Source organism: Serratia sp. YC16 (assembly GCF_009707615.1).
In the GTDB taxonomy this organism is placed as follows: Bacteria; Pseudomonadota; Gammaproteobacteria; order Enterobacterales; family Enterobacteriaceae; genus Serratia; species Serratia surfactantfaciens.
Window position 1 is genome coordinate 352524 of record NZ_WLYN01000002.1, and the last position, 15179, is coordinate 367702.

Below are 15179 nucleotides of genomic sequence, written 5' to 3' on the forward strand. Positions count from 1 at the left end.
TTTGCTCGCATTGACAATGCTAAAACTATGAACTGTACTGACTTTGGTTGCCATTTCATCTTTTGTGGCACCTCTTTTTGTTTATTTTATGGCTTCTTAACAGTTTTACCTATATCTCGCAGGGGGATTCTATGTCGGGGTTAGCTTATCAGCAACAAGCCGCAGCTATTCTTTATGCCGTATTGGGAACTAAAGCGACTATTTCTGCTTTTGATCAAGTTGGGGCGCAGTTTGAGAGTGGTACTCTTTCTAGCAGCGCATATGTTCAGAATCTGCTTTCTTCTTCACAAGGAGTAGCCTTATATCAAGGTAAATCAACGTCAGACGTTGTTCAGGCTATCTATACTACTGTTTATGGGCAGGCGCCTTCTGCCGCTGAATTATCAAGCCTCCTTTCGCTAGGTTCTCTCCCTGTTATCTTGTCTTCTGTTATTAATAATGTTTTGAACTACAGTGGTTTTGATGCTACTCAACTTGCCGCGCAAGATTCTTTTACGAATACCATTAATACTATTCTTTATCCTTCTGTAAATGCTGCCGCGGCTCCTGGGGCTGCTGATGTTCAAGGGCTTTTCTACGTTTTTGGCATGGGAACAACCACCGATGCTTTAAATACATATGGTGCGGCTATTGCTTCTGGCGCTCAAACTGTTTCTGATGTAGCTGCTGCAATAATAAGTTCAAGAACGTATCTGTCCGGAATCAGCAATAGTGACTTTGTTGCACGCCTTTTCACTAATGGTTATCAGCGCTCGCCGACTCAGACTGAATTAAATCAGTATTTGAGTGAGTTATCTTCAGGTACAACAAGAGCTCAGGTTGCCCTGGAGGTGATTGCTTCATTGAAAGGGACCGTTGCTTCTTCCGACGCGGCTGCTCAGGCCCACTTTAATGGTGCGCTGACAGTATATAACCCTGGGCAACTTGCTGGATTGTCTTATCAGGAACAAGTTTCTTCGATTTACTTAGCTGTTCCAGGTAGAAATATTGATGCATCTGGTGTTGATCCTTATTCGAAAAGCCTTGCAGCGGGCCAAACCTTTAATAGTTTAATCAGTACGCTTTTAGCCTCTTCCGAGTTTCAGCGTAAGGGAGCCCAGCTCACCGGTAACGACTTTGTTCAACATGTATATACAGCTGTTCATGGCACGGCTGCGACCGCAGCTCAGTTGGCTCAATACAGCGGACTGGCAAACAAATCTTTAATCGTCAGTGCAATTATTAATGATCTCCGCACATCTGTAGCAACCGATAATGCGACTGTTACTCAGCAGCATGCTTTCGAATATGATATTGGTAGCAGCTTACTCTACAAAACAGCGGCCACGCTTTCTGTCACATCTGGGGGCGGGAATGCTACTGGTACTGTAAATACGGGGGCTAGTCATACCCTGAGCAATGCAGAAACAGCTGTACTTGCTAATGCGGTATTGAACGCCAACGCCGCCAGCCTGGTCAACCTGAAGTTCGCCGATCATCTGGCTAACCTGACCATTAACGGCACCAGCGCTGCAACGGTCAACCTGTCTGACAACGGCGTCAACCCTGGGGTTGCTGTCACCGTCAACAACGGCAACGTCATTCTGAACGCCAGTTCGGGTGCAGATAACGTGGTCGTGACTTCGACGGCTAACATCGCGACCGGTACCGCACAGTTTAACCTCGGCGCCGGCAACGACAGCTTGCACTGGGCGGGTAATGGGGTTGCCGGCGGGGCGAACACCGTTGCCAATACCGTCAAGGCAGACGGCGGTACCGGCACCGATTCTATCTCTGCCAACTTCATCACCAAGACCGTAGTAACCAACCAGAACGCCCTGGGCGTGCGCACCAGTACGGTGACCAGCAACGCCAACAACTTCTCGAACTTCGAGCAGATTGATCTGACCGGCTACATCGGTAAGTCTGTCGGTACGCTGATTACGACACCGCTGATTGGTTCGCCGACTACCACTACCGTCACTACGCCAACCAACACCTTCGACTTCGGCCTGACCAACGGCACGTCCACGGTGGAAGGCACTACCGGCGGTACGGTTACCCAAAACGCGGCAGCGACCAACCTGGGGGCGCAAGGCTTCGTGATTTCCGGGCTGGCTAACGTCAACGTCATCAACGCCGCCGGCGGCAACGCCGCGCAGCTGGAAGTGAAAGGGGACGCGACCTCCGCCAGTACGCTGAACTTCACCTTCGTGCAGAACGCCACGGATCACTTCAACATCAACTTCGATGCGGTGAGTTCGGCCAACGTGAATGCCGGCGCCATCAGCCTGAACAGCAGCAGCAGCGCCCTGTTGGGCACTGCGCTGACAACGGTGAACGTGGCTTCCGGCGGTACGGGTTCGTTCAACAACATTCTGTCTCTGGCCGGCACCAATGCGCAGGTTCAGACTGTTAATGTGACCGGCGATCATGCGTTGAATCTGACGCTGGGCAGCGGTTTCAGTAACGTGCGTGATGTTAACGCTTCGACCAATACCGGCGGTTTGAACCTGGATTCAAGCCATGCGGGTACTGGTGACGGTATCATCGTGCAGCTGTTGAACGCCTTGCCATTGAGCGCGGTTACCACCGCGTTGCTGACCCCGTTGTTGAACACCTTGGGCCTGAACGGTTATCAACTGACGGTTGAAGGGACGTCGACAGCCGACAGCTTCAACGTACTGGGCAACACCACGTTGACCGGCGGTGCCGGGGCGAATATCTACGATCTGAAATCCAGTAACACGCAGGCGGGGGTCACCATCACCGACTTCAGCACCGCGAAGGACAAGATCGTTGATGCTGCTTCCGGGCTGACCCTGTCCAATACCGGTACTGCGGTGGCGGATTACGGTACTCGCGCTTCAGATACGTTGGATGCACTGTTGGGCTCGTTGGTTGGCGGTCTGACCACCGGCGTTGTCGGCCTGTTGGGCGGCATCCTGGGCCTGAGCAATCCAAACTCGCTGACGGCGAAGGTGGGCGTGGCTTCGGTGGTGTTCAGCGGTACCGGTAACAATGCTGACTCCTATGTGATTATTGATAACAACAATAACCACACGCTGGATGCCAACGACACGGTTATTTACCTGACTGGCCAGAACCACCAGCAATTGGTGGATACTCTGCACTACGCCTAAGGGTAAAGTTGCAATAACCAATAATTCCCCATGGGACTATTGGGAATTAAATAATGCGGGGGCGTAACCCCCCGCATGTTTAATTTTGTGAGCGGCATCATCCTCTCTAAGTTATTCCATTTCGTTATCTTCCTCTCTTATTTTTGCTCTCCTGTATCTCATTGTTTTGTCATGGTTTATTTCATCTTTGTGACCGTCTTTTTTTTTATGGCCAACCTTGCCGATTTTCACTTTCTCAACCTATAGTTAACGAAAGTATCTGCAGTCTCGGGCATTTTTTTGGGGTGAGTCTTTCCGGGGTAAATTCTTTTTTAGGAATTTCTTTAGGGGAGGGGTCAATGCGGATTGGACTGACAGTGCACATGATGTAAGGGCAGAACGTGAATCAATTTATCCCGCGCAACGAAATTGCGGATGTTATACGGACGCGCAGTAAAGTCTTCTGGACCGTTGGTATTTTCACGGCGTTTATTAACCTGTTAATGCTGGTTCCTTCCATTTACATGCTCCAGGTTTATGACCGGGTGCTCCCTTCGCGTAATGAAATCACGCTGTTAATGCTGACGCTGATCATGCTGGGTATGTTTGGCATGATGTCCTTGCTTGAATACGTGCGCAGCATGGTGGTGATCCGCATCGGCAGCCAGCTGGATATGCGCCTCAATACGCGCATCTATACGGCGGCTTACGAGGCGAATCTAAAGAACGGCTCTTCCGATGCCGGCCAGATGTTGAGCGATCTGACCAACGTGCGCCAGTTTTTGACCGGAAGCGCGCTATTTGCCTTCTTCGATGCGCCCTGGTTCCCGATCTATCTGCTGGTGATTTTCCTGTTTAACCCTTGGCTGGGGTTGTTCGCCCTGGTGGGTTCCTTGCTGTTGATCGCCCTGGCGGTGATCAACGAAGTGGTGTCGAAGAAGCCGTTGGCGGATGCCAGCCGCCTTTCTATTATGTCCAGCAGTCTGGCCAGCACCAACCTGCGCAATGCCGAAGTGATCGAAGCGCTGGGCATGTTGCCTAATCTGAAAGGACGCTGGTTCGGTCTGCATCAGCGCTTCCTGAACAGCCAACGCATCGCCAGCGAGCGGGCGTCGCGGGTGACGTCGATCACCAAGTTTGTGCGTCTGTCGCTCCAGTCGTTGGTTTTGGGGCTTGGGGGCTGGCTGGCGATCGATGGGCACATTACGCCGGGCATGATGATCGCCGGTTCCATTTTGATGGGACGCACGCTGGCGCCGATCGAGCAGGTGATCAACGTTTGGAAAAGTTGGAGTTCCGCCAAGCTGGCATACCAGCGCCTGGTACGCTTGCTGGATCAGCATCCTCCGCGCGGTACCGGCATGTCGTTGCCGCGTCCGGAAGGGGTGATCTCTGTTGAAGGGGTGACTGCGACGCCGCCCGGTTCGAAGGGAAGCGCGGTGTTGCATAACGTCAGCTTTGCCATTCAGCCGGGAGACGTGCTGGGGATTATTGGGCCAAGCGCCTCAGGCAAGTCAACGCTGGCGCGCCTGTTGGTCGGTATCTGGCCAGTCAGCGAAGGCATTGTGCGGCTCGACAACGCCGATATCTATCAGTGGAACAAGGACGAACTGGGGCCTTTCATCGGTTATCTGCCGCAGGATATTGAACTGTTCGCCGGCAGCATCGCAGAGAACATCGCCCGCTTCAACGAACTGGACTCGGAGAAAGTGATCGAGGCCGCCAAGTTGGCCGGGGTGCATGAGCTGATTCTGCGCTTCCCTAATGGCTATGATTCGGTGATCGGCAGCGGTGGTGCCGGGCTTTCCGGTGGTCAGAAACAGCGTATCGGTTTGGCGCGCGCGCTGTATGGCGATCCTTCTCTTATCGTGCTGGATGAACCCAACTCCAATCTGGACGATGCCGGCGAGCGGGCGTTGAACCAGGCCATTACGTTCCTTAAACAGCGGAATAAGACGGTGATTCTGATTACTCACCGTACCAATCTGCTGGCGATGACCAATAAGCTGTTGCTGTTGGTTAACGGGAACGTCAATGCGTTTGGCCCTACGCAGCAAGTACTGCAGGCGTTGGCAAATGCGCAAAAAGCGCAGGTGCCTCCGCAGGCGGTGCGCGCGGTGAACTCCGAGCCGGATGAAGGCGATATTCCTAAAACTCAAATTAATTAAGCCGTGAACTTGTCTGGCGGCGCCGTTGCGTCGCCGACAGTCAAAGGAGTTGGTATGTCTACGCATATTGGCGAGCCGAATGACTCGTACTCAGAACAGATCCCGCTGGATGAGCGTCGTTATACCCGCCTCGGGTGGTTGGCGCTGGGAGTGGGCGTGTTCGGCTTCTTAGCCTGGGCGGCGTTTGCGCCTCTGGATAAAGGGGTCGCTTCGCCGGGATCGGTAACCGTTTCCGGCAACCGTAAAACGGTGCAGGCACCGGCCAGTGGCATCATCAAAAATATCGTGGTGAAAGATGGCGATAAGGTGAAAGCCGGCGAAGTCCTGGTGCAGTTGAGCCAGGTTCAGGCGCAGGCGCAGGTCGATTCCCTGCGCGATCAGTACTACACCACGCTGGCGACCGAAGGGCGTTTGCTCGCTGAACGGGATGGTCTGAGCACGGTCACTTTCTCCCCCATCTTCACCAAGATCAAGGATCAGCCACGCGTCGCGGAGATCATCGCGCTGCAGACGCAGCTGTTCGCCTCCCGCCGCCAGGGGCTGCAGAGTGAAATTGACGGTTACAAGCAGTCGATGGACGGGATCCGTTTCCAGTTGAAAGGCCTGCAGGATTCGCGCGCCAACAAGCAGATCCAACTCTCCAGCCTGCGTGAGCAGATGAACAGCATGAAACAACTGGCGGCGGACGGTTACCTGCCGCGTAACCGCTATCTGGAAATTCAGCGCCAGTTCGCCGAGGTGAACAGCAGCATCGATGAAACCGTCGGACGAATTGGCCAATTGCAAAAGCAGCTGCAGGAATCTCAACAGCGTATCGATCAGCGTTTCGCCGACTATCAGCGCGAGGTCAGAACGCAGCTGGCGCAAACCCAAATGGACGCCAGCGAGTTCCGTAACAAGCTGCAAATGGCCGATTTCGATCTGGGCAACACCGCCATCACCTCACCGGTGGACGGCACCGTGGTCGGATTGAATATCTTCACTCAGGGGGGCGTCGTGGGAGCGGGGGACCACCTGATGGACGTGGTACCCAGTCAGGCGACATTGGTGGTGGATTCTCGCCTGAAAGTCGACCTGATCGACAAGGTGTACAACGGGTTGCCGGTGGATCTGATGTTTACCGCCTTCAACCAAAATAAAACCCCGAAAATTCCGGGAACGGTCACCTTGGTTTCCGCCGACCGTCTGGTCGACAAAACCAATGGTGAACCTTACTACCAGATGCAGGTCACGGTCTCGCCGGAGGGCATGAAAATGCTCAGCGGTGAGGACATCAAGCCGGGGATGCCGGTGGAGGTGTTCGTGAAAACGGGGTCGCGCTCGCTGCTGAGCTATCTGTTTAAACCTATTTTGGATCGCGCTCATACTTCATTAACCGAGGAATAATTTTGATTCAATCAAAACGACAGGCTGCCGGTCTGGTTATCGGCACCCTATTGTTTGCGATGTCTGCGCCGGTTTATTCGATAGGGATTTTAGACGCATATTCGCTGGCATTAGAAAAGGACCCGACCTTCCGGGCGGCTATAAAAGAGAAAGAAGCGGGAGATGAAAACGAAAATATCGGCAGGGCCGGGTTGCTGCCGAAGGTATCGCTGAACTACCAGAATTCGCCGCGCAACTGGCAAACGCAGAAGTACCCGCAGAGCGACTTCTTTGGCAACATTACGGAAGCGACGCGGCGTCAGCAGTACCGCAGCTATTCCAGCTCGGTGACGTTGACGCAGCCGCTGTTCGATTACGAAGCCTATGCGCGCTATAAAGGCGGCGTGGCGCAGACGCTGATGTCGGACGAACGCTATCGCGGCAAACTGCTCGATCTGGCAGTGAGGGTGGTCAATGCCTATGTCGAAGTGGCCTATTCCAAAGATCAGATTGCCTTGGCCGAGGCGCAAAAAGCGGCCTATAAAGAGCAGCTGGCGTTGAACGATCGGCTGATGAGCGCGGGTGAGGGGACGTTGACCGACGTTTCCGAAACGCAGGCGCGCTACAGCCTGGCTGAAGCGCAGGTGATCGAAGCGCGCGACGCGTTGGATGCCGCGCAGCGTGAGTTGGAAGTCATCATCGGGGTACCGCTGAATCAACTGGATGAGCTGCAGGTCTTGCGGCCGGGCAAATTCCAGGTGGCGCCGCTGATCCCGTCGAAGTTCGATGAGTGGCAAAAGATAGCTCTGGAGAATAACCCACTATTGGCCGCCTCGCGCCACGGCGTCGATGCGGCGAAATACGAAGTAGAGAGAAACCGCGCTGGCTTTATGCCGAATGTGCAACTCTATGCGTCGCATTCGGAGAACGATTCCAGCAGCGACAACACGGTTAACCAGAAATACCGCACCGACAGCATCGGGGTACAGGTGAGTCTGCCGATTTACTCCGGCGGCGGCGTGGCGGCCTCAACGCGGCAGGCGGCGGCACGCTACGGCCAGGCGATGGCCGAAATGGACACGCAAGTGGGTTCGACGCTGAACGATCTGCGCAAGCAGTTCAACCTGTGCATCAGTAGCCGCGCCAAGCTGGCGGCCTACGAGCTGGCGGTGAAGTCGGCGACCACCCAGGTGACGGCGACCCGGCAGAGCGTATTGGCGGGGCAGCGCGTCAACGTCGATGTGCTCAACGCCGAACAGCAGCTCTATAGCGCCCAGCGCGATCTGGCTTCTGCCAAGTACACCTACATCAAGTCCTGGATTACCCTGCTGAGCGACTCCGGTACGCTGGACGAGAAGGATGTGCTGCGTGTGGCGCAGTATTTCGCCCGCAGTCGCTAACAACATATTCACTATGAGCATTAATCTGAAAGAGCAGCACTGTGCTGCTCTTTTTTGCGTTAATACGTTATGTTATCGACCGGTGCTTCCTCTAGTATTTATATTTGCCTGATTTATTTCTATACATAAATTTCTTTTAAGGAACGGTAAGTTAGGGGGATGCATACTTTGCGTAAAATGCAATAACTGGTTAATTAACGCACGAACTTTAGAATGATGCTGCTGATGTGTGGTGTTGTCCTTATAAGAACGATGGCTGAGTAAAGGGTAGATAATGTCCAAACTAATTCCTGTGGTTATGGCCGGCGGTACTGGGAGTCGTCTATGGCCGATGTCGCGAGAATCGTTTCCTAAACAGTTTTTGTCTATTGATGACAGTGGCGTAAGCCTGCTGCAACAGACGTTACAGCGTTTATCGGGCCTGGCAGGTATTGAAGTTGCCGCCCCTTTGGTCATCTGCAACGAGGAACATCGTTTTTTAGTTGCCGAGCAATTACGTGAAATTGGACAATTAGCGACCAATATTATTTTAGAGCCCGTAGGGCGTAATACCGCACCGGCAGTGGCGTTAGCCGCTCATCTTGCTGCTGAGGAAGACGAAGGCAGTATGCTTCTGGTGTTGGCAGCAGACCATCTGATCACCAAAGTAGATAATTTTCACGCGGCTATCCAGACAGCTATCTCGTTTGCAGACAACAATCAACTGGTCACGTTTGGCATTATTCCTGAGCATCCTGAAACAGGCTACGGCTACATTAAGCGTGGCGAACACCTTTCCGATGCGTGTTTCAAAGTTGATTCGTTCGTTGAAAAGCCTCGTTTGGAGAAAGCAATCGAATATCTCGCCAGCGGTGATTACAGCTGGAACAGCGGCATGTTTATGTTCAAGACAGCCAAGTTTCTGCAGGAACTGCGGCAGTTCAGCCCCGAAATTTTCAGCACAACGCAGCAGTCTGTGATCAACAGTCAGCGCGACATGAATTTTATCCGGGTTGAGCAAGACATCTTCAAACATTGTCCGAGTGACTCCATCGACTATGCGGTGATGGAAAAGACGCATGATGCGGTGGTGATTCCTATCGATGCGGGCTGGAGCGACGTCGGCTCCTGGTCCTCGTTGTGGGAGGTGTCAAAGAAGGATCATTTGGGTAATGTCAACGTGGGTGAAATTATCTCGATCGATTCCAATGATAACTACATTTCCTCTGAGTCCGCGCTGGTGGCGACCATCGGGTTGGAAAACCTTGTTGTGGTCAACACCAGTGATGCTCTGCTGATCGCTCACAAAGACAAAGTGCAGGATGTTAAGAAAGTCGTTGATGAGCTTAAAAAGCGTAATCTTCATCATTTCCGCCAGCATTCAGCTTCTTATCGCCCCTGGGGAAAAATTTGCGACATCGACAGCGGCCCGCATTTCCAAGTGAAAAAGATCATTGTTCGACCAGGTGAAGGTTTGTCAGTACAACGTCATCTCCACCGTGCTGAACATTGGGTGGTCGTGAGCGGGACAGCAAAAGTTAACGTTGATGATAAAGAGTTCTTCTTATCGGAAAATCAGTCCACTTTTATTCCTGCGGGCAGTGTCCATACGTTGGAAAACCCCGGAAAAATCGATTTGGAAATGATTGAGGTCAGATCGGGCCGCTATTTGGAAGAAGATGATATTGAACGCTTACAAGATCGCTATGGCAGAGTTTAAAAAAGGGTTTGGCAATGCAAAAGTTGACGTGTTTTAAGGCGTACGACATCCGGGGGAAATTGGGCGAAGAGCTGAACGAGGACATCGCGTACCGTATTGGGCGCGCCTACGGTGAGTTTTTGCAGCCTAAAACCATCGTATTGGGCAGCGACGTGCGGTTAACCAGCGAAAGTTTGAAGCTGGCGTTGGCGAGAGGCTTGCAGGATGCGGGCACCGACGTGATCGACATCGGCTTAACCGGTACCGAAGAAATCTATTTCGCTACGACTTATTTGAAAGCGGATGGTGGCGTGGAGGTGACCGCCAGCCATAACCCGATCGATTACAATGGCATGAAACTGGTGCGTGAGGGCTCTCGCCCGATTAGCGGCGATACCGGATTACGGGCTATTCAAGAACTGGCGGAGAACAACCAATTTGATGCGCCGGCAGCAACGCGCGGCAGCTATGCCCGCCAGGATGTGCTGGGGGCTTACGTTGAACATATTCTCTCCTATGTCGATGTAAAAAACTTCAAACCGTTAAAGTTGGTGATCAACTCGGGCAACGGGGCGGCGGGGCATGTGATCGATGCCATTGAAGCAACACTGAAGGCGCAGGGCATCCCGCTGGAGTTCATCAAGGTGCATCACCAGCCGGACGGCACTTTCCCTAACGGCATTCCCAATCCGTTGCTGCCTGAATGTCGCGCGGATACCGCGGATGCGGTGCGTGAGCATGGCGCTGATATGGGCATTGCGTTCGACGGTGATTTCGATCGCTGCTTCCTGTTCGATGAAAAAGGCGATTTCATCGAGGGCTATTACATCGTCGGCCTGCTGGCGGAAGCCTTCCTACAGAAGCAGCCAGGGGCGAAGATCATCCACGATCCGCGTCTGAGCTGGAACACCATCGATGTGGTCACCGAGGCCGGGGGCGTGCCTGTGATGTCAAAAACCGGCCATGCTTTCATTAAGGAACGCATGCGTGCGGAAGACGCCATTTATGGCGGAGAGATGAGCGCTCACCACTATTTCCGTGATTTTGCTTATTGTGACAGCGGCATGATTCCGTGGTTGCTGGTCGCTGAGTTGGTCAGCGTGAAGGGACAAACTCTGGGGCAGTTGGTACAGGACCGCATTGCTGCTTACCCGTCCTCCGGTGAGATCAATATCAAATTGGCCCAGCCGGTAGTGTCCATTGAAAGCGTCAAACAACACTATTTGTCGCAGGCTGGCGAGGTGGACTACACCGATGGCATCAGCATGGCATTCGCAGACTGGCGTTTCAATCTGCGTTCCTCCAATACGGAGCCGGTGGTGCGTCTTAATGTCGAGTCGCGTGCCGATATTGCGCTGATGAAAGAGAAAACCGACGAAATTCTTTCGCTGCTTGCTGCAAAGATTTAACGCTTAGCATATTGAAGAGTCTAGGATGAGGGCGGCTTTTGCCGCTCTCTCTTCATGGTGCGCTCAGAAGGTTGTATGATGCATCCATTATCAATGGGGGTGTTTCTGTCTAACCAAGGGTGTTACCGAAGTATAAGGGGTTGATATGACAATTCTAGTTACCGGTGGTGCCGGTTACATCGGATCCCACACCGTTTTATCTCTGTTGGAACGTGGCGAAGACGTTGTGGTGTTGGATAATTTGTCCAACGCATCTGCGGAGTCATTGCAGCGGGTGGAGAAACTAGCGGGGAAAGCAGCGGTGTTCTATCAGGGAGATGTTCAGGATGCCGAATGCCTGCATCGCATCTTTGGTGCGCATGAGATCACTGCCGTGATCCACTTCGCCGGCCTCAAGGCTGTCGGAGAGTCAACGCGCAAACCGCTCGAGTATTATCAAAATAACGTCACCGGCACGCTGGTGCTGTTGGATGCCATGCGCCGTGCCGGCGTACATGATTTTATCTTCAGTTCCTCCGCCACCGTGTATGGCGCCAATTCGCCGGTGCCTTATGTAGAGACCACGCCGATCGGCGGCACGACCAGTCCTTATGGCACGTCTAAGCTGATGGTGGAGCAGATCCTGCAGGATTTCGCCAAGGCTGAATCGGAGTTTTCGATTATCGCGTTGCGTTATTTCAATCCGGTAGGGGCGCATGAGTCCGGTCTGATAGGCGAAGATCCGAACGGCATTCCCAATAACCTGCTGCCTTACATCTCACAGGTGGCGATCGGTAAGCTGGATAAACTGGGGATTTTCGGTGGCGATTACCCGACGAAAGACGGCACGGGTGAGCGTGACTACATTCATGTCATGGATCTGGCTGAAGGGCATCTTAAAGCGATGGATCATCTGGCGAAGATCAACGGTTTCAAGGCCTATAACCTGGGGGCTGGCGTAGGGCACTCGGTACTGGCGATGGTTCAGGCGTTTGAGAAAGCGTCAGGCGTAACGATCCCCTATCAAATCTTGCCGCGCCGTGAAGGCGATCTGCCTGCGTTTTGGGCGAACGCCGATCTGGCCTATCAGGAATTGGGGTGGAAGGTTCGCCGCAGTATCGATGACATGATGCGCGACACCTGGAACTGGCAGAAGAAGAATCCTAAGGGTTTCCAGCACTGATCCTGCAATTGAGCCCCGCCCTTTGTCAGAAAGGATAAAGGGCGGCGGTCTAAACGTCCATTGGGCAATCAGTAAGTAATACTTGATAAATTGTAACCAGCCACTTAGAAAACACGGCAAGACTTCCTGCTAAATTTCCTATATTTCATTTTAAAACCATTGAGTTAAATTTAATCTTTGAACAAGATCCACACAGATTCAGCGTATTTTTTTACGTTACGGTGTCGGATGTTTTGGCAAATTGTGCTAGTCTCTCAGACCTTCGCGGACCCTATATTATTTCTGTCATATGCACGCGAGTTTGTTTAAGGTTCGTTCAAAAAGACCTCAAACGTGAAGTGTAAACTCGGTGGCGACGCGTGTTTATAAGCATAATTCGAGGTCTCTGGTAACGTTTTTTGTGAGTAAATTTCTAATGAAAGTGATAGAGACGCAGGTTGAAGGTGTAAAGCTGATCGAACCCAAAGTGTTTGGCGACCAGCGTGGTTTTTTCTTGGAAACGTTCCAAAAAAGTCGATACCAGGAGTTGCTCGGCATTGATGCGGAATTCGTACAGGATAACCACTCCCGTTCAGCACGTGGCGTCTTGCGGGGATTGCATTTTCAAACGGCAAAACCGCAAGGTAAGTTGGTGAGGGTAGTTCGCGGCGAGGTCTACGATGTGGTCGTCGATATTCGTTCTGATTCTCCGACGTTCAAAAAATGGGTTGGCGTCTACTTGTCTGAAGAGAACAAAAACCAGCTTTGGGTACCGCCTGGTCTCGCCCATGGTTTTGTCGTAGTTTCGGACTCGGCTGATTTTGAATATAAATGCACTGATTACTATGATCCAAGTAATGAAGGTTGCCTGCTGTGGAACGATCCGGAAGTAGGTGTCGAATGGCCAATCAGCGAGCCGCTGTTGTCGCCAAAGGATCTGCAGGGAAAACTGTTTAGAGAGCTTTTTTAATGCGTGTACTTTTGACTGGTGCTGCGGGGCAGTTGGGACGCTGTATTATCGATCGTTTCCCTGCCAATTGGACCCTGATGGCGATGGACAGCCAGCAATTGGATATCGCGGACTCCGCCGCCGTTTCGGCAGCGGTTGAACAGCTAGCGCCGGATGCCATTATCAATGCTGCAGCTTATACTGCGGTGGATAAAGCGGAATCGGAGCCTGAAAAGGCTAGGGCGATCAATGCGCTCGGCCCAGGATTCCTGGCTGCGGCAGCGGCAAAGTTAGACATTCCTTTCATACATATCTCGACCGATTACGTCTTTGACGGTACTTCATCGAAACCGTATTGTGAAGAGACGCCATGTTCACCCAAGAGCGTTTACGGGCAAACGAAACTCGAAGGTGAGCGTGCGGCTTTGCTGGCAAACCCCAAAACCGTCGTGATCAGAACGGCCTGGGTTTTCAGCGAGTACGGCAACAACTTCGTGAAAACCATGCTGCGAGTCGGTGCACAGAGAGGGGAATTGGGTGTGGTGAGCGACCAGTTCGGTTGCCCTACCTATGCGGGAGACATTGCAGCGACGGCTATCGCTATGCTGTCCCATCCTCGATTACCTTACGGTATCTATCATTACTGCGGCGATAATGCGGTTTCATGGTTCGATTTTGCTTGCGCTATCTTCCGGGAGGCGGAGAGATCAGCATGTTATCCGCATAAGGTGAGTGTCAAACCTATCGCAACCCATGAATATCCAACGCCTGCATCCAGGCCTGCTTATTCGATTCTGAGCACCAGCAAGATTTGTGCGCTGGATCTGAAGCCTAGCCCATGGGAACAGCAACTTAAAAGTGTGCTCCAGAAGATATTATCTCAGTGATGATCCTTCAAATGGATAAGATTAAAGGGGATAATGCTATCCCCTTTGACGTTTTTGCATGGTGATGAAACGTTATCATCGCTTATGGGCCTGACGTTCAGTCTTTCAACCACCCTAATGGCATGACTTTGTGACTGCGGTAAATTACGGGTTTAGGAACTAGATACAGCATGGCTGTAGACCAAGAAAAATCTCAATTTCAGATCGTTGCATCTATCGTTTTATTCAACCACAGCTATGAGCAGGTGGCGTGCACTTTGACGTCTCTTTTGGCCGAGCGCTGCGTTGATAAGATTGTTTTGGTCAATAACGGCGGTGCCGATTGGGCCGATGCTTTGGATAATGACCGTATCAGCTACATCTCTGCTGAGGGAAATGGCGGATTTGGCCACGGACATAACCTGGCAATGAGCCGCTACCTGGACTCCTGTGAGTATTTTTTGATCTGTAACCCGGATATCAGTTTTGAGATGGGGGCATTGGCGAGTTTGTATCAGTTCGCCAGCGAAGGGAAACATCAGTTTGTCTCTCCACGGATACATTATAGCGACGGCCGTTTTCAATACAGTTGCCGATTGCTGCCGACGCCGGCGAATTTGCTGTTGCGCCGCTTTATTCCCCGTTTAGGCGCTAAGATGGATGCGGCTTATGAGCTGCAGGCTGCGGATTATGATTCAACGTTTGCCGTGCCGACCGTGTCGGGGTGCTTCATGTTGATTGCGTCCCCGTTGTTGAAAAAGCTGGAAGGGTTTGACGAACGCTTTTTCATGTACATGGAAGATGTCGATCTCTGTCGCAGGGCTTTATCGCACAGCGATATCATCTACTTTTCGGGGGCGCTGATCACGCATGTCTTTGGCAAAGGGTCCTATAAAAATCTGGTGTTGCTGGGTCATCATGTGCGCTCTGCTGTCGCCTACTTTTGCAAGTGGGGATGGTTTTTTGATCGTCAGCGCCGGCAGTATAACCAGCAATGCTTAAAGAGCATTCCTATGAAAGAAAACGGTCGCAAGCGGTAGCATACGCCGCGAGAAGAAGTGTAAAGACGGTATGTCAAAAGTATTAAGGTATTGATTATGAA

10 protein-coding genes are annotated in these 15179 nt (G+C 52.2%); all 10 read left to right on the forward strand.

What is annotated here, in order from left to right; all coding sequences use genetic code 11:
- Positions 1 to 131: 131 nt before the first annotated feature.
- The 10 genes from GKN89_RS09115 to GKN89_RS09160 all read left to right on the forward strand — a co-directional run bounded on the left by GKN89_RS09115 (position 132) and on the right by GKN89_RS09160 (position 15117).
- Positions 132 to 3122, forward strand: coding sequence for a DUF4214 domain-containing protein (locus GKN89_RS09115; protein WP_154746825.1), 2991 nt, complete (start codon positions 132 to 134; stop codon positions 3120 to 3122).
- Positions 3123 to 3502: 380 nt separating this feature from the next.
- Complete coding sequence (locus GKN89_RS09120) at positions 3503 to 5269, forward strand: type I secretion system permease/ATPase (protein WP_063919074.1); 1767 nt, start codon at positions 3503 to 3505, stop codon at positions 5267 to 5269.
- Positions 5270 to 5323: 54 nt separating this feature from the next.
- On the forward strand, positions 5324 to 6655 hold the full coding sequence (locus GKN89_RS09125; protein ID WP_154746826.1) for an HlyD family type I secretion periplasmic adaptor subunit: 1332 nt from the start codon (positions 5324 to 5326) through the stop codon (positions 6653 to 6655).
- Between the two features lie 2 nt (positions 6656 to 6657).
- On the forward strand, positions 6658 to 8034 hold the full coding sequence (locus tag GKN89_RS09130) for a TolC family outer membrane protein (protein ID WP_154746827.1): 1377 nt from the start codon (positions 6658 to 6660) through the stop codon (positions 8032 to 8034).
- Positions 8035 to 8308: 274 nt separating this feature from the next.
- Positions 8309 to 9733: a mannose-1-phosphate guanylyltransferase/mannose-6-phosphate isomerase gene (locus GKN89_RS09135; protein WP_154746828.1), complete on the forward strand. Its 1425-nt coding sequence runs from the start codon at positions 8309 to 8311 to the stop codon at positions 9731 to 9733.
- Between the two features lie 14 nt (positions 9734 to 9747).
- A complete protein-coding gene (gene cpsG / locus GKN89_RS09140) occupies positions 9748 to 11121 on the forward strand; it encodes a phosphomannomutase CpsG (RefSeq protein ID WP_154746829.1) in 1374 nt (457 codons plus the stop codon).
- A gap of 145 nt (positions 11122 to 11266) precedes the next feature.
- On the forward strand, positions 11267 to 12283 hold the full coding sequence (gene galE, locus GKN89_RS09145; protein WP_154746830.1) for a UDP-glucose 4-epimerase GalE: 1017 nt from the start codon (positions 11267 to 11269) through the stop codon (positions 12281 to 12283).
- A gap of 415 nt (positions 12284 to 12698) precedes the next feature.
- Positions 12699 to 13232 (forward strand): dTDP-4-dehydrorhamnose 3,5-epimerase, encoded by a 534-nt coding sequence (rfbC, locus tag GKN89_RS09150; protein WP_154746831.1) that lies wholly within the window; start codon positions 12699 to 12701, stop codon positions 13230 to 13232.
- Entirely contained in the window at positions 13232 to 14098 is an 867-nt protein-coding gene (gene rfbD, locus GKN89_RS09155) for a dTDP-4-dehydrorhamnose reductase (protein ID WP_154746832.1), read from the forward strand. Before rfbC ends, rfbD begins: the two co-directional genes overlap by 1 nt.
- 170 nt (positions 14099 to 14268) lie before the next feature.
- Entirely contained in the window at positions 14269 to 15117 is an 849-nt protein-coding gene (locus tag GKN89_RS09160) for a glycosyltransferase (RefSeq protein ID WP_154746833.1), read from the forward strand.
- The last annotated feature ends 62 nt before the right edge of the window (positions 15118 to 15179 follow it).

What these genes read in the sequence shown, in the direction of transcription:
- GKN89_RS09115 (WP_154746825.1), top strand. Translation starts at nt 132, where the DNA reads ATGTCGGGGTTAGCTTATCAGCAACAAGCCGCAGCTATTCTTTATGCC.
- GKN89_RS09125 (WP_154746826.1), top strand. Translation starts at nt 5,324, where the DNA reads ATGTCTACGCATATTGGCGAGCCGAATGACTCGTACTCAGAACAGATC.
- GKN89_RS09135 (WP_154746828.1), top strand. Translation starts at nt 8,309, where the DNA reads ATGTCCAAACTAATTCCTGTGGTTATGGCCGGCGGTACTGGGAGTCGT.
- cpsG (WP_154746829.1), top strand. Translation starts at nt 9,748, where the DNA reads ATGCAAAAGTTGACGTGTTTTAAGGCGTACGACATCCGGGGGAAATTG.
- galE (WP_154746830.1), top strand. Translation starts at nt 11,267, where the DNA reads ATGACAATTCTAGTTACCGGTGGTGCCGGTTACATCGGATCCCACACC.
- rfbC (WP_154746831.1), top strand. Translation starts at nt 12,699, where the DNA reads ATGAAAGTGATAGAGACGCAGGTTGAAGGTGTAAAGCTGATCGAACCC.
- rfbD (WP_154746832.1), top strand. Translation starts at nt 13,232, where the DNA reads ATGCGTGTACTTTTGACTGGTGCTGCGGGGCAGTTGGGACGCTGTATT.
- GKN89_RS09160 (WP_154746833.1), top strand. Translation starts at nt 14,269, where the DNA reads ATGGCTGTAGACCAAGAAAAATCTCAATTTCAGATCGTTGCATCTATC.